General features: G+C 71.2%; 16 protein-coding genes, 1 tRNA gene and 1 riboswitch. Of the genes, 4 read left to right on the top strand and 13 right to left on the bottom strand.

Translation table 11 applies throughout. From position 1 onward, the window contains the following. Positions 1 to 149: 149 nt before the first annotated feature. Entirely contained in the window at positions 150 to 875 is a 726-nt protein-coding gene (locus tag H283_RS0112530) for a hypothetical protein (protein ID WP_020143872.1), read from the top strand. A gap of 84 nt (positions 876 to 959) precedes the next feature. Here H283_RS0112530 and rpmG read toward each other — a convergent pair whose 3' ends face one another. The 7 genes from rpmG to dcd all read right to left on the bottom strand — a co-directional run bounded on the left by rpmG (position 960) and on the right by dcd (position 6,271). Then, complete coding sequence (gene rpmG / locus H283_RS0112525; RefSeq protein WP_020143871.1) at positions 960 to 1,127, bottom strand: 50S ribosomal protein L33; 168 nt, start codon at positions 1,125 to 1,127, stop codon at positions 960 to 962. Between the two features lie 204 nt (positions 1,128 to 1,331). After that, positions 1,332 to 2,264 carry an ABC transporter substrate-binding protein gene (locus tag H283_RS0112520; RefSeq protein ID WP_020143870.1) on the bottom strand — a complete coding sequence of 311 codons (933 nt, stop codon included), beginning with the start codon at positions 2,262 to 2,264 and terminating at the stop codon, positions 1,332 to 1,334. Then, entirely contained in the window at positions 2,261 to 3,118 is an 858-nt protein-coding gene (locus tag H283_RS0112515) for an ABC transporter permease (RefSeq protein WP_043649419.1), read from the bottom strand. Before H283_RS0112515 ends, H283_RS0112520 begins: the two co-directional genes overlap by 4 nt. Continuing rightward, positions 3,115 to 3,756 carry an ABC transporter permease gene (locus tag H283_RS0112510; RefSeq protein WP_020143868.1) on the bottom strand — a complete coding sequence of 214 codons (642 nt, stop codon included), beginning with the start codon at positions 3,754 to 3,756 and terminating at the stop codon, positions 3,115 to 3,117. The genes H283_RS0112515 and H283_RS0112510 overlap by 4 nt, the downstream gene beginning before the upstream one ends. Beyond that, positions 3,753 to 4,904: an ABC transporter ATP-binding protein gene (locus H283_RS0112505; protein ID WP_020143867.1), complete on the bottom strand. Its 1,152-nt coding sequence runs from the start codon at positions 4,902 to 4,904 to the stop codon at positions 3,753 to 3,755. The genes H283_RS0112510 and H283_RS0112505 overlap by 4 nt, the downstream gene beginning before the upstream one ends. 51 nt (positions 4,905 to 4,955) lie before the next feature. Beyond that, positions 4,956 to 5,696, bottom strand: a complete 741-nt coding sequence (locus tag H283_RS0112500) for a serine aminopeptidase domain-containing protein (protein WP_020143866.1) — start codon at positions 5,694 to 5,696, stop codon at positions 4,956 to 4,958. Continuing rightward, complete coding sequence (gene dcd, locus H283_RS0112495) at positions 5,693 to 6,271, bottom strand: dCTP deaminase (protein ID WP_020143865.1); 579 nt, start codon at positions 6,269 to 6,271, stop codon at positions 5,693 to 5,695. The genes H283_RS0112500 and dcd overlap by 4 nt, the downstream gene beginning before the upstream one ends. A 104-nt stretch (positions 6,272 to 6,375) precedes the next feature. Between dcd and H283_RS28455 the strand changes: the two genes are divergently transcribed. Next, positions 6,376 to 7,920: an ATP-binding protein gene (locus H283_RS28455; protein ID WP_020143864.1), complete on the top strand. Its 1,545-nt coding sequence runs from the start codon at positions 6,376 to 6,378 to the stop codon at positions 7,918 to 7,920. Between the two features lie 87 nt (positions 7,921 to 8,007). On the opposite strand, the gene H283_RS0112485 is transcribed toward H283_RS28455, so the two are convergent. Both H283_RS0112485 and H283_RS0112480 read right to left on the bottom strand, forming a co-directional pair. After that, on the bottom strand, positions 8,008 to 8,877 hold the full coding sequence (locus tag H283_RS0112485) for an SMP-30/gluconolactonase/LRE family protein (RefSeq protein ID WP_028785554.1): 870 nt from the start codon (positions 8,875 to 8,877) through the stop codon (positions 8,008 to 8,010). Next, positions 8,877 to 9,308 carry a hypothetical protein gene (locus H283_RS0112480; RefSeq protein ID WP_020143863.1) on the bottom strand — a complete coding sequence of 144 codons (432 nt, stop codon included), beginning with the start codon at positions 9,306 to 9,308 and terminating at the stop codon, positions 8,877 to 8,879. Before H283_RS0112480 ends, H283_RS0112485 begins: the two co-directional genes overlap by 1 nt. Before the next feature lie 110 nt (positions 9,309 to 9,418). Here H283_RS0112480 and H283_RS0112475 point away from each other — a divergent pair. Next, a tRNA-Gly gene (locus H283_RS0112475) sits at positions 9,419 to 9,492 on the top strand. A 324-nt stretch (positions 9,493 to 9,816) separates the two neighbouring features. On the opposite strand, the gene H283_RS0112470 is transcribed toward H283_RS0112475, so the two are convergent. Next, positions 9,817 to 10,569, bottom strand: a complete 753-nt coding sequence (locus H283_RS0112470) for a DUF4190 domain-containing protein (RefSeq protein WP_020143862.1) — start codon at positions 10,567 to 10,569, stop codon at positions 9,817 to 9,819. Positions 10,570 to 11,182: 613 nt separating this feature from the next. Then, positions 11,183 to 11,626 carry a C40 family peptidase gene (locus tag H283_RS0112465; protein ID WP_020143861.1) on the bottom strand — a complete coding sequence of 148 codons (444 nt, stop codon included), beginning with the start codon at positions 11,624 to 11,626 and terminating at the stop codon, positions 11,183 to 11,185. A gap of 112 nt (positions 11,627 to 11,738) precedes the next feature. Continuing rightward, a riboswitch (cyclic di-AMP (ydaO/yuaA leader) is annotated at positions 11,739 to 11,909 on the bottom strand. A 388-nt stretch (positions 11,910 to 12,297) separates the two neighbouring features. On the opposite strand from H283_RS0112465, the gene H283_RS0112460 reads away from it, so the two are divergent. After that, positions 12,298 to 12,792, top strand: a complete 495-nt coding sequence (locus tag H283_RS0112460; protein ID WP_043649156.1) for an FBP domain-containing protein — start codon at positions 12,298 to 12,300, stop codon at positions 12,790 to 12,792. 36 nt (positions 12,793 to 12,828) lie between these two features. Here H283_RS0112460 and H283_RS25030 read toward each other — a convergent pair whose 3' ends face one another. Together H283_RS25030 and H283_RS0112450 are read right to left on the bottom strand one after the other, a co-directional pair. After that, positions 12,829 to 13,683 carry a sigma-70 family RNA polymerase sigma factor gene (locus H283_RS25030; protein ID WP_020143859.1) on the bottom strand — a complete coding sequence of 285 codons (855 nt, stop codon included), beginning with the start codon at positions 13,681 to 13,683 and terminating at the stop codon, positions 12,829 to 12,831. 158 nt (positions 13,684 to 13,841) lie between these two features. Next, the gene (locus H283_RS0112450; protein ID WP_020143858.1) at positions 13,842 to 14,105 is read right to left on the bottom strand and encodes a carbon storage regulator; all 264 of its coding nucleotides are present in this window, start codon (positions 14,103 to 14,105) and stop codon (positions 13,842 to 13,844) included. Positions 14,106 to 14,111 lie beyond the last annotated feature (6 nt).

Here is a 14,111-nt window from a genome sequence, read left to right as displayed (position 1 = left end):
CACTCCGACGCCCGGCGACAGCAGTGCGTCAGATCCCACAGCACCTGTCCATCCCCGGGTTGGACAGAAGGGGTGGTCAAGGAGCCGATTGAGGCGCACCATGAAGGAACCCGCACAGGATCCTTCATGGAAAACTCCGAGGAGCGACGATGTCACGACGAGCCCCCTTCGTGCCCGACGGCGTGCCGGTGCTGTCGCGCGGCCGCCACCGCAGCTCGCGCAAGGGCGCGTGCTTCATGGAGATGGCCTCGTTCCTGGCCGGCGAGCGGTGGAGCGACCACCCGGAGTGCACGCACCCGGTCCTCGCGACCCTCGCGCGCTGCGTCAACGACATGCTCGACGAGACGCACCGGCAACGCCTCGTGACGATGATCCCCGAGGTGGTCGGCCTCAACCCGGACGACCCACGGGTCACGACGGCGCTCGTGCTGACGACCGCCCGGGCGGCACTGCCGGTCGCCGCGGAGGAGCGACAGAACGTCATGGCCCTCGCCATCCTCAATGCCGAGGGCATCCTCGCCGAGCAGGACGGTCGTGCTCACGGGCAGCTCTCGAAGGCCTCTCGCGCCGCGCTCGCCACGGCGCCGGCCGCAGAGCGCTGGGCCCGGATCCACCTGGCCCGCATGGGATTCAACACCGCGGCCGTCCGGCCGGCCAACGCCGCCAAGGTCGTCGCCCTCGCCGTGGACGGCATCGCCCGCGCCTGTGTCGACGACCCGGAGGAGCGTCTCGTGAAGCTCCTCCGCGACGGCATCGACGTCGTGGCCACGTTCGCGCCGCTCGCGCCCGAGCCGATCCGCGTCACGTGGGCCGCCCCCGAGTCGACGCCTGCCTCCCCCGAGCCCACCAGGCAGGCCCGCAGCCTCACCCGCTGATCGCGACGGCATACGCCAGTGGCCACGTCCGAGGTCGGACGTGGCCACTGCGCGTCGGCCGCTCATCGCGGCACGCGCCTGCTGTCAGCGGGTCTCGCGGAAGTCGACGTGCTCGCGAGCGACGGGGTCGAACTTGCGCAGCACCATGCGGTCGGGGTTGCTGCGACGGTTCTTGCGCGTCACGTAGCTGTAGCCGGTGCCGGCGGTCGAACGCAGGGTGACGACGGGGCGCAGGTCGGTGCGCTTGGCCATGGGGGCTCCTTCGGTCTCGGGTCGCGAGTTCTCGCGACTGTAATGAGAACCATTCTCGACGGTGGTACATTCCCGGTACGGCCGAGTCAGCCCGGCCGGGTCCTGTCGGGGCACGACTGAGGCCCCCGCATCCGACGCGGGGGCCTCAGGCGTGTCCTGCGGACCGAGGGCGTATGCCGTCAACTGCTCAGCAGGTGCCCCGGGTCAGGCGAGACCGGCGCTGGCGAGCCACGTCTTGGCGACCTCGCTCGCGTCCTTCTTGTCGACGACGACCTGCTTGACCATGTCGGCGAGCGACGTCGTGTCGAGCTTGGCCGAGACGGCGTTGAGGACCGCCTTGAGCGAGTCGGCCTTGTCGGACCGGACGAGCGGCACGACGTTGTCGGAACCGAAGAGGCTCTGCGGGTCTTCGAGCACGACGAAGCCGTTGGCCGCGATCGACGGGTCGGTGCTGAAGATGTTGGCGGCCTTGACCTGGCCGTTCTTCAGTGCCTCGACCGTCGCCTGGCTCTGCAGCGGGCGGAACTCCTTGGGCGTGATGTTGTAGACGGACTTCAGGCCGACGAGACCCTGCTGACGGGTCTTGAACTCCGGCGGGGCCCCGATGGTGAGGTCGGACTGATGCGCCGCGAGGTCGGGAATCGCCTTGAGCGACCACTGGTTGGCGGTGTCCTTGGTCACGGCGAGGGAGTTCTTGTCCTCAGCCGCCGACTTGTCGAGGACCGTCAGGCCCTGCGGCACGGCCTTCTGGAGGGCCGCGTAGACCTCGTCGGGCTGCACGACCTTGGCGTTCTTGTCGTAGAAGTTGAGCAGCGAGCCGGTGTACTCGGGCAGCACGTCGACCTCGCCGCCCGAGATCGCCTTGAGGTAGGTCTCACGGCTGCCGATGTTGAACTGGCGAGTGGCCGTCATACCCTTGGCCTCGAGCGCCTGGGCGTAGATCTCGCCCAGCAGGGCACTCTCGGGGAAGTCGGCGGAGCCGATCTTGACCGAGCCGGCGGCGCCGGTCGATCCACCGGTCCCGCCTGCAGCGGGGCTCGAGGCCGGAGCGAGCGGGTCGCCGCCGCCACCGCAGGCGGCGAGCGGCACGACGGCGGCGAGGAGCAGGCCCGCGGCGAGGAAGCGCGTGCGTGTCATGGTCGGTCCCTTTCGGATGGGGTGCCCGTGGCGGCGGTCGCCTCCACGGGGCCGGTGCTGCCGGAGCCGACGACTGCGGGCTGCCGCGGGCCGGTGTCCGAGCGGTCTGCACCGTCGAGGTCTGGTTCGGGGTGGGGATCGGAGTTTCGTGCTCGTGAACGGGCAACACGCGTGGCCCGTCCGGAGATTCCCGGTGAGACGGCCCTCTTCTCGAGCAGGGCCAGGATCCCGTCGGCGACGAGGGCGAGGACGGCGACGAGGATCGACCCGCAGACCATCTGGACGTAGTCGCGCGAGGCGAGCCCGTCGATGAGGTAGCGGCCCAGGCCGCCGAGGCTGACCGAGGCGGCGATGGTGGCGGTCGCGATGACCTGGAGGGTGGCGCTGCGCAGCCCGCTGAGGAAGAGCGGGAGCGCGATGGGGGCCTCCACCTTGGTCAACACCTGCCAGCCGGTCATGCCCATCCCCCGGGCCGCGTCGCGCGCGGCGGGCTCGACGCTGTCGATGCCGGCGTACGTGCCCGACAGCAGAGGCGGGATCGCGAGCAGGACGAGCACCGTGATGCTCGGGATCACGAAGGCGAGGTCACTCTGGATGAGCGGCCCGACGAACATCGACACGGCGAAGAGCAGCCCGAGGGTCGGGACGGCCCGAGCGGCGTTGGCTCCGGTGACGAGCCAGCGCAGACGGCCCGAGTGCCCCACCCAGGCGCCGAGCGGCACAGCGATGACGAGCGCGATGAGCAGGGTCAGGACGGTGTAGAAGAGGTGCTCGAGCACGCGGTGGGGCACGCCGTCGGTGCCCTGCCAGTTGGCCGGGTCGGTGAACCAGTCCCAGATCGTCGCGAGGCTCATGCGGCCACCGTCCTGGTCCACGGCGTCAGCACGCGGGACACGACCTGGATGACGAGGTCGAAGACGAGCGCGAGGAGCAGGCACGCGACGATGCCGACCCACACCTCGGTCGGGAAGGAGCGGGCGTAGCCGTCGGTGAGGAAGTAGCCGAGCTGCGAGATGCCGATGAGCGAGGCGACGCTGACGATGCTGACGTTGCTCACGGCGGCGACGCGCAGGCCGGCCGCGATGACGGGCACCGCGAGCGGGAGGTCGACGGCGCGGAACCGGGCGAACGAGCCGTAGCCCATGGCGATGGCCGCCTGCTGAGTCGAGCCGTCGACCGACAAGAGCCCGTCGGCGACGGTGCGGGTCAGCAGGGCCACGGTGTAGACGGTCATCGCGACGATGACGTTGACGGGGTCGAGGATCTTCGTGCCGAGCAGCGGCGGCAGCAGGATGAAGAGCGCGAGCGACGGGATCGTGTAGAGCAGGCCGGTCGTCGTGAGCAGCACGGCACGCATCCGCGGGCGGCGTGCCGCCAACCAGCCGAGCGGCAGGGCGATGACGAGACCGAGCACCAGCGGCAACCCTGCGAGCCACGCGTGCTGGCCGGCGCGGGACATGATGTCGCCGATGTGGTCGAGGGCCCACGTCACCGGGCGGTCGCCTCCTCGGCCGGGGTCGAGGAGGCGACGGCGTCGCGCCGGGCCTCGATCGCGGCGATCACCTCGGCGGCGCGGACGGTGCCGACGAGGCGTCCGTCGTCGTCGGCCACGACGCCGCGCCCGCTCGGGGACGACAGGGCCGCATCGAGCAGGGCCCGCAGCGATCCGGTGGTCGAGGCCACGGTGCCACCCCGGTGCAGGACCGTGCGCGTCACCTCGGACTCGACGGCAGCCGCCCGGACCCACCCCAACGGCTCGCCCGCGTCACCGACGCACAGCACCCACGGCGTACCGATGGCTCGGACGTCGTCGGCACTGGCGCCGAGGGCCACGGTGGGCTCGTCGGTGAGCGAGAGCTCGGGTGCCGCCGCGAAGGACAGCGCGCGGTAGCCGCGGTCGCGGCCGACGAAGCCCGCGACGAAGTCGTCGACGGGGTCGGCGAGGAGCTTGGCCGGCGAGTCGAGCTGGGCGAGAACGCCGCCCACGCGCAGGACCGCCACCTGGTCGCCGAGCTTGACGGCCTCGTCGATGTCGTGGGTCACGAAGAGGATCGTCTTGCCGAGGTCGGACTGGAGCCGGAGGAACTCGTTCTGGAGCTGCTCGCGCACGACGGGGTCGACGGCCGAGAAGGGCTCGTCCATGAGCATCACGGGCGGGTCGGCCGCGAGCGCGCGGGCCACCCCGACGCGCTGCTGCTGGCCACCGGAGAGCTGCGCCGGATAGCGCCTGGCCATCGCCGGGTCGAGGCCCACCCGCTCGATGAGCTCCATGGCCCGGGAGCGGGCGGTCCGCTTGTCGGTGCCGAGCAGCCGCGGGACGGTCGTGACGTTGTCGAGGACCGTGCGGTGCGGGAAGAGACCGGCGTGCTGGATGACGTAGCCGATGCCGCGGCGCAGCTCGGCGACGTCGAGCGAGGCGGTGTCGCGGCCGTCGATGGAGATCGTGCCCGACGTCGGGGTGATCATCCGGTTGACCATGCGCAGCGTCGTCGTCTTGCCGCAGCCCGAGGGTCCGACGAGGACGGTGATCTTGCCCGTCGGGGCCTCGAGGGTCAGGTCGTCGACTGCGACCGACCCGTCCCCGCGGTCGGTGCCGGACGTGTCGGCATATCGCTTGGTCACGCCCTCGAAGCGGATCATGCCCCTCAACGTACCCGCCTGTGCCGACCGTGCAGCGGTCCTCGTCGAGGGTCAGATGTCGACCGTGACGCCCCCGGAGTGCACCACCTGAGCGACGACGGCCCCGATCGGGCCGGATCGCGGCTCACCCGTGCCACCGAGCTCGCGCGCGAAGGATGCCCCGACGACGTCGGTCACGAGGGCGGTCCAGAGCCGGGCCCGCACGAGCATCGCGTGGTCGCCGCGGGCGACGCGGACGAGGGAGGCGTCGAGCCCCTCGGCCTGCATCTGCTCGACCGCACGGCGGGTGCGGGCGAGCGAGCAGATGACGTCGCGGTCGCCGTGGATGAGGACGGTGCGCCTGCCGGCACCCGGGTGCGGGTCGCCCGGCTCGATCCACGGAGCGAGGCCGACGACGAGGCGCACGTCGGGCTCGTCGCCGACGAACATCGCGACGCGCCCGCCCATCGAGTGACCGACGAGGGCGATCGGGACGCCGGGGTATGCCGCCCGCACCTGTGCGAGCGCCCACCTGGCGTCCTCGACGGGCATCGCGTCGCCGTTCCAGCCACGGACTCGGAAGCGGAGTCGGGCGACGGCGATCGGGCCGGGCACCCTCTTGAGGGACCTGGCGAACGGCACGAGGCGCGCGACGTTGTGCGACCAGGGCCGGTTGGGCTCGAGACCGTCGACGGCACCGCCGTGCATGACAAGGGCGACGACGGCCGCGACCGCCGGTCGGGCGTCCCAGACCAGGGAGGCCAGCGGCATGCTGTCGCCGTCGGCCGCGGTGGTGTCGAGCTCGGCGCTCACACCTGGGTGCGGTGGAAGCTCGCGAACGAGCGGCTCGCCGTGGGACCGCGCTGCCCCTGGTAGTGCGAGCCGTAGGCCGCTGAGCCGTAAGGGTTCTCGGCCGGCGAGCTGAGGCGGATGAAGCAGAGCTGGCCGATCTTCATGCCGGGGTAGAGCATAATCGGCAGGGTCGCGACGTTGGACAGCTCGAGGGTGACGTGGCCGGAGAAGCCGGGGTCGACGAAGCCGGCGGTCGCATGGGTCAGCAGGCCGAGCCGTCCGAGCGAGCTCTTGCCCTCGACGCGCGCAGCGAGGTCGTCGGGCAGGGTCACGGTCTCGAGCGTCGAGCCGAGGACGAACTCGCCGGGGTGCAGCACGAAGCTGTCCTCGTCGGGACCGACCTCGACGAGCCGCGTCAGCTCCGGCTGCTCGGCGGCCGGGTCGATGTAGGGGTACTTGTGGTTGTCGAAGAGTCGGAAGAACTTGTCCAGCCGGACGTCGACGCTCGACGGTTGGACCATCGAGGGGTCCCACGGGTCGAGCACGACCCGCTCGGCGGCGATCTCGGCCCGGATGTCCTTGTCGGAGAGCAGCACGGGACGAGGCTATAACGCCGGCCCGGTTTCGCCCCGTCACTCCTGCCCGACTCTCGTGCCTCGCGGACGCCCCACGGGCGCCGTCGGCGACCTATCGTCACGTCATGGACCCCTCCGACCCCTCCGGCCCGGGCTCCGGCCGCGCCGACGACGCCCTGATCGCCGACTTCCACTCCGTCCTCCGACGGATCCTCGAGTCGCTACCGTCCGACGACGCCGGACAGCGGCTGTCGGACGCCCTGCGCGAGCACCTCGGGGTCGAGCCGCACCTGCTCGCCGTCGTCTCGGCGACCGTGCTCCCCCACCGCCTCGTCGACGCGGACATCGCCCTGTCCGAGGTCGCGGGCGTCGATCCCGACGGCACCGTCATCGGCATCGCCGGCGACGCACGCCACCACATGTCGCTCGGCGACCTCGTGCAGCGCTTCCACGGCCAGGTCATGTCGGTCGGCCAGGTCGACTACGACCGGATGCCGACCGGCCCGGGCAAGGACGACCAGCGACAGGTCGTGACCTCCGGCATCCACCTCTTCCACTTCGACGGGCACGCCGTCGCGGTCCGTCAGCAGGGCATGAACCGACAGTTCGGGCGCGAGTCCGGGACCATCGAGGTCGTCGCCCGTGACCGCGACGTCTCCGACGCCGTCATGGCCCGCGTGCAGGAGCTCATGGACGAGCGGAGCGTCATCCGCGGCCAGGTCGTGACCTTCGGCTCGGACCCCTACGGCCCCGGCATGGCCGGCGTGACCTTCATCGAGCGACCGACCGTCGACGCGGCCGCCGTCGTGCTGCCCGACGGGGTGCTCGATCGGGTGGCCCACCACGTCATCGGGATGGGCGAGCACCGGGAGCGGCTCGTGGCCCACGGGCAGCACCTCAAGCGCGGCGTCCTGCTCTACGGACCGCCCGGCACCGGCAAGACGCACACGGTCCGCTACCTGCTCTCGGCCACGCCCGGCACGACCGCCGTGCTGCTGAGCGGCGGCTCGTTGCGCTTCATCCACGACGCCGCCAAGGTCGCCCGGGCGCACCAGCCGGCGATCGTCGTCCTCGAGGACTGCGACCTCGTCGCCGAGGACCGGTCGTTCGCCCCGATGGGGGCCTCTCCCCTGCTCTTCGAGGTGCTCGACGCCCTCGACGGCCTCGACTCCGACTCGGACGTCGCCTTCGTGCTGACGACGAACCGTGTCGAGGACCTCGAGGTCGCCCTCTCGCAGCGGCCCGGTCGGGTCGACCTCGCCGCCGAGATCCCCCTGCCGGACGCCGAGGGTCGTCGCGAGCTGCTCCGCCTCTACGGCGGGCACCTCTTCGGGCCCGAGGCGATCTCGGCCGCGGCCGCCCGGGCCGAAGGCACGACGGCGTCCTTCGCCAAGGAGCTCGTGCGGCGCGCGGTCCTCGCGGCGGCGGTCGCCGACGAGCCACCGGCGGACGACCACCTCGGCCACGCCCTCGACGAGCTCCTGTCGGACGCTCAGGCGCTGACGCGCAGCCTCCTCGGCGTCGGCCCCGACGGCGTCGACGGCTCAGCGGGTTCCGACGGTGACCACCCGGGTATGCCGTCCGGCCGGCGGCCGCGGTCCAGCCGCCCCGTCGCCGTGTTCGGCCCGTCCTCCGACGGCGGGATGACGCGCCCGGGGCCACCGCCGTGAGGTGATGCGTGCCGCACGTGCCCGGTCCGGCTGGGCGACCCGGGCACACGGCATACGCCATCGGTGGACGTGGCCGTCCGGCACGACTCAGCCGGCGAAGGCGCGCACCGGCTGACCCGGCACGGCGACGCGCACGCGGAAGACGGCTCCGGCCTGTGGCTCGGGGTCGTCGAGGTTCTCGCGGGACGTCGTGACGTAGAGGTCGCGCAGGTCGTCGCCGCCGAACGTGCACGCCGTCGTCAGGCGCGCCGGGACGGTGACCTCGGCGAGCACGTCGCCCTCCGGGGAGTGGCAGCGGACGCGACCCGCGCCGTTGAGGGCGACCCAGACGTTGCCGGCGCTGTCGACCGTGAGCCCGTCGGGATGGCCGACGGCGTGGGTGACGAAGGGGCGCCGGTCGGTGAGCTCGCCGTCGACGACCGTGAAGACGTCGGTGCGCCCGGTGGGGGTGTCGTCGTAGTAGGCGAGCCGGCCGTCGGGCGAGAGGTCGATGCCGTTGGAGATCGTCACGTCGGGCAGCAGGGTCGTGACGTCGCCGCTGCCGTCGACCCGGAACAGCCGCGCGCTGCCGGGCACGCGGTCGTAGCCCATCGTCCCCGCCCACAGGCGGCCCTCGCCGTCGACACCGCCCTCGTTCATCCGGACCGTCGGGTCGTCCCAGAGGTCGAACCACGGCGTGGGCGTGCCGTCCGGTTCGTCGGCGAGCGCCAGACCGCGATCGGTCGCGACCACCCAGCCGCCGGACGTGCGTGGCCGCACGAAGGCGGCGACGTCGCCGACGTGCAGGCGGTTGACGGAGCCGTCGGCGCGCAGCGTCAGGACGTCACCGGCGAGGAGGTCGACCCAGCGCAGGCCGCCCCACGTCGGCGACCACACGGGTCCCTCGCCGTGGTAGCAGAGGGCGTCGGTGACCTGCTCGAGCTCTCCCGTGACGACGGGACCGTGAGAGGCGGCCATCAGTCCCACCACACGCCGACGTAGTGGTGCCCCTCGGGGACGACCGGCCCGTCGACGAGCCACTCCGCGCTCGCGGCCGGACCACCGCTCGACTCGGTGTCGGCATCGATCGTCATCGCGTCGAGCTCCTCGGGAAGGAGGGTCGTGATGACGGCCACGCCGCTCGCATAGGGCCATTCGTCGTCGGGGAAGTCCTGGAACTCGAGGACGTCGAGCTCGACCCGCACGTCGTGCACCTCCGGGTGCTCGCGCAGCTCGAAGAGCACCCGGCGCACGGTGTCGAGCGGCACGTCCTCGGGACGGTTCGGCGCGATGCACCATTCGCAGTCGTTGCCCTCGAAGAACTGCTCGAGGGTGACGGCCACCTGGGCCGTCGCCCCGCCGCGCTCGCGGACGTGGTCGACGAAGGTGGTCTGCTTGGCGAGATCCATGACGGTTTCGGCCCCTGGGGTCGCGTTCCTGGCACTGGCGCGGTGTCGGCTACACTGACGCCGCGTGCCGCCTTGCGGACCCTGTCGCGGGGCACCTCCGGGCGGCCCGTGCGAGCGTAGCTCAATGGTAGAGCGCCAGCTTCCCAAGCTGGATACGCGGGTTCGATTCCCGTCGCTCGCTCCACACGAAAGCCGCAGGTCAGGACACGTCTCCCGACCTGCGGCTTCGTCTTTGCGGGCGTGCGCGCGGCGTGGCATGCAACGAACGTGCAACCAAAGCCCTCGTTCACGTCCGCCCGCTCCCTTCCACATCGCGCGGCGTTCCGGACCGTTGAGACGGTCGGCAAGGCAGGCGACAGGGCTCCCCGACCGTGGCGCCCTCAACTCAGAGTGGCCCACGTGGTGAAGGCATTCAGTCCTCCCGATACGCGGTTGCGCGCCAAGCGGCCCTGCGTTCCAGGAGGAACGCAGGGCCGCTTCGGGCTTCGATGGAAGGAGGACTAGGACCTCACTTCACCGCGACGAACGTGTCATCGGACAGCAGGTCGGGCGACACAGAGAGGACACCGTCTTCCCAACCATTCGCCGGCACCTCAAGCATGTCGTTGCCCGTCACGGACGCACCCTTGAACACCTTGTCGAGAGACGCGAACTGGTCCTTCGGAATGAACATCGTCGAGCCGCTGGTCGAGTCGATCGTGTTGCCCTGCGCGGTAACGAACTTGACGACCGCGAAGGCCGACGACCCCTGCGCGTCGTCACCGTTGTAAGTGGCGGTCAGATTGACGACCAGAAGCTTCTTGCCGGCCGCCGGCCTCTGGCCCAGCGAGTCCTTGTCTGCGGTCTTGACCGAGTTGACCGTGACCGTCCAGTCGCCCCCGGTGATCGCGGACCCGACGGGAGCAGGCTTCTCCCGCGACGCCCCGAGTTCCTTGTCAGCTGCGACCGCGCCGTTCGCGCCCGCCGGAGCCTTGACGCTCGTGTCCACGGTCGTCTTGACCGCCGCATCCACGGCGTTGACGAAGGCGACGTTGACGACGATCGCGATGATCACGGCGAGCACACCGAGAATGAGTCCGGTCAGCGCGAGGCCCTTGCCCGTACCCACCTTCTTGGACTTCGCCAGGCCAACGGCGGCAAGGATGGCGCCGAGCACACCGAGAATCAGTCCGACGATGTTGAGCAAGGGGATCCACGAGGCGAGCAAACCCAGCAGGCCAAGCACGAAGCCCGCTGTGGCAAGGCCGTTGCTGCCAGTCACTGGCGGAGGTCCTGACAGGACCGGCTGGGTCGGCTGGGTCGGCGGGGACTGCGGAATTTGGGTGTCGGACATGGTTCCCTCTGTCTGTCGTATCGCTAGATCGAGGCCTCCCGGGTCAGCGACGTCTCTCCCGCTCGGCGAATGGGAGGATACCGGGGCACAAAGGACGACGTGGGAGAACCCGACATCCGCTCACGACGGTGTCCGAGCCCGTTCGCCACGGGCATGGCAGTAGGCGCCCGCAGCGCACGATTGGGGCGCCACCACGGGCATGTAGTTCTAGGCCCACGACAAGCTCGCGTACGCGCGCTACTCATCCACCAGTGACCACGCCGCGGACGGTGGCCGCGCGTGGTGGACCAGGCAGTCACGCGCCCACGCCGTGCAGCCGTCGTGCAATACGGGACAGTTCCTCCAAGGTCGGCGCGGTCAGCCACGGTCAACTCATCGAGCACAAGCTTTGACAACCTCAGTTGGCGGGCTTCCCAAGCTGGATACGCGGGTTGATTCCCGTCGCTCGCTCCACGCACGACGTGTCGAACCACCCGGGGGGTGCGCACCACTCGGCGACACGGTCCCGAGGGTCGACACGGACCCCCGGGACCGATCGGGGTCAGGGCATGCGGCCCGCGACCCAGCTCGTCGTCCAGATCCTCGAGAGCTGGACGCGCTGGCCGGGTCTGGGTGCGTGCCAGACCTTGCCGTAGCCGGCGTAGATGCCGACGTGGTAGGCGCGGCCCCCGGACATGAAGAAGATGAGGTCGCCCTGCTGGAGGTTCGACTTGCCGATGCGGACGCTGGCGAGTCTCTGGGCGTTGGCGGTGCGCGGGACGCCGACGCCGAGACGGGTGCGGTAGGTGTAGTAGACGAGGCCGGAGCAGTCGAACGCCGACGGCCCCGCGGCCCCGTAGCGGTAGGGATCGCCCTGCTGTGCGGCGGCGACCCGGACGGCGGCCCGGCCGCGCGCGGCGCGCGTGGCGGCCGAGACGTAGGCGACCGGACTGGCCTTGATCGTGACCGGAGCGGTTCCCGCTCGAGAGGCCGCCTGGGACGTCACCGACGATGTCGGCGCGCTACCCGTCCCGATGAGGAGGGCGGCTGCGAGAAGTGGCGTGATAGCCAGGGACTGCAAGGGAATTCGGCGTGCAAGGGTAGAAGTGGGCATGGTGGATTCCTTCCCACGCCTGTGAGGTGAGCTGTCGGGTTCGGGCGGAAGATGCCCGGCCGCAGATGCGGCTTCACCCCAAGGACCGGCTGGCCGGTCCGAAAGTGGGTCCCCCACTCCTGTCCGTTATTGCTTAGCTGCCCCACCGGTGGACAGGACTCGGCGTGCGGTGGGCCGCCCGGGGGAGACCCCGGGCGATGAACATCCATCGACGGTGACAGACAGGTCACGAAAAGGGTCCTACCCGAGCGGATTGTGGCAATAGTTGACAAGTCAAATGCGGTGGCACCGGACATTCCGACGGCTGCCGCCACGTCATGGACCGTCCGGCCGCCGATGGCACACGCTGTCCGTCGCCGCGGCGCCCGGTAATCCGGTGGACCTCCGGGGACGTCGTGGCGCACCATGGACGCTGCTCCGTCGGGGCACGTCAGTCGTCAGCGGGGAGGCCCGCGGAGAGGTGGGTGGCCGTCATGGCCTGCTCAGCGGTCACGGTCCCGCCCCACCTCCCCCACCCCGGCTGACCGGGTCATCCGGTCCTGCCCGACTGACAGGAACAGACCGTGAAACCATTGACGGACAACGAAATTCGCGCCTCCTTCGTCAACGCCTCCAGGCGTGAGGCCAAGCAGGCCACCCTTCCCGCCGACCTCGACCTCGGCCCGCGCTGGGAGACGCTCGACTACCTCGGCTGGGTCGACCGCAGCAACCCGCAACGGGCGTACGCCGTCGTCCCGGTCGACGACGAACCCGTCGGCTTCCTCCTCCGGACTGCCGAGCGGACGCGCAAGGCCAGCGCCATGTGCGCCTGGTGCGAGGACGTCTTCGCGACGACGGAGGTGGCCCTCTTCGTGGCTCGTCGGGCCGGGGCCTCTGGCCGCGAGGGCAACAGCCTCGGCACCCTCGTGCACGCCGACTTCAGCTGCTCTGCGCACGTCCGACGCCTCCCGAACGGCATGGAGGGCGGACTCGACCCGCTCGCCCTCGTCGAGCGACGTGTCGAGGAGCTGCGGGCGCGGTCCTCGGCCTTCGCCCGCCGCCTGCGCGACGGCTCGTGAGCGTCGGCTGACGGCACCCTCAGGGCGCCGGGCTGGTCAGCCCGCGGCCTCGAGCGACGCCGGCCCGGCGGTGTGGCGCGCCATGCCGCCGGGCACGCCGCGCACGGAGCGCAGGCCGTGGACGGCACCACCGAGGCTCTCGAGGTAGGCGGCCCGTCGCGGCGAGGACGGGGCGGCCGGCTCGAGCTCGACCGTGCCGTCCCGGACGGTCGCAGGCTCGTCGGCGAAGTGCAGCTCGAGCCCGCTCCGGAGCAGGCGGAGCGCCTCGCTGCGCTGCTGCGACACGGCCGAGGAGGTCAGGCCCAGCTCGGCGGCGACGTCCTTGACGGCCCTGCCCTCGAGGTAGATCTCCGTGACGATGAGCCGCAGCCGCTCGGGCAGGGCTGCGACGGCGACCTCGAGGTGGGCCACCCGCTCGCGCTCGAGCACGACGTCCTCCGGCGCGACGGTGTCGGCGGCGAGCGCCTCCGCGGCGGCGTCGAGGGGACCGACGGTGCGGGCGGCGTCGGCCAGCCCGGCACGCACCTGCTCGCTCGTCACCCCCAGCGCCGAGGCCATCTCCTCGTGGGAGGGTGCCCGGCCCAGGCGCGCCGCCAGCGTCTCCGTCATGGCCTGCAGGGCCTTGATCCGCTGTCGCGTGCCCCGGCCGGCCCAGTCGAGCGAGCGCAGCTCGTCGACGAGGGCGCCGGTGATCCGACGGCGGGCGTAGGCCCCGAACGGGACTCCGGCCGACGGGTCGAAGGCGTCGGCGGCGAGCACGAGCCCGATGGCGCCGACAGAGGCCAGGTCCTCGCGCGAGAGGTGGGTGGCACGTGCGCACAGGTCGGACACGAGGTAGCCCACGAGCGGAAGGTTGTCGACGACGAGACGGTTGCGCTCCGCTGTTTCCACTGAACCCCTCACCCGATGACGACAACGATCCGGGCGAGTGCACGGCGCCATTGGTGGCGGGCACGTCGTCCGGACATGTCCATTTTGTGCGGGTATGTCGTTCTTGTCCCCAAAACGACAAAAAGTCACCGGGTTCGACCGGAAAACCTGCGCCAGGACTAGGTCGTCGCGCTCCTCGAGCCAGTTCCGGGCCCGTCGACCGGCGCGGTCAGGCCGCGGAGGACGTCGTCGACGGTGGCTCGGGTCGCCTCGCGGTTGGCGTCGGCGACGGCTCCCGCGATCTCCTCGCGCTTGATCTCGAGGTGGCGGGGCGCGTCGATGCCGATGCGGATGCCGTCGCCGCCACGGCTCTCGAGGAAGGTGATGACGATGTCGTCGCCGATCATGATCTTCTCGCCGGGCTTGCGGGTCAGGACGAGCATGGTTCC

It is taken from the genome of Terracoccus sp. 273MFTsu3.1 (assembly GCF_000383675.1).
GTDB lineage: Bacteria > Actinomycetota > Actinomycetes > Actinomycetales > Dermatophilaceae > Terrabacter.
Note: the sequence above shows the minus strand (reverse complement) of the source record. Positions and strands in the feature narration are given on the sequence as shown.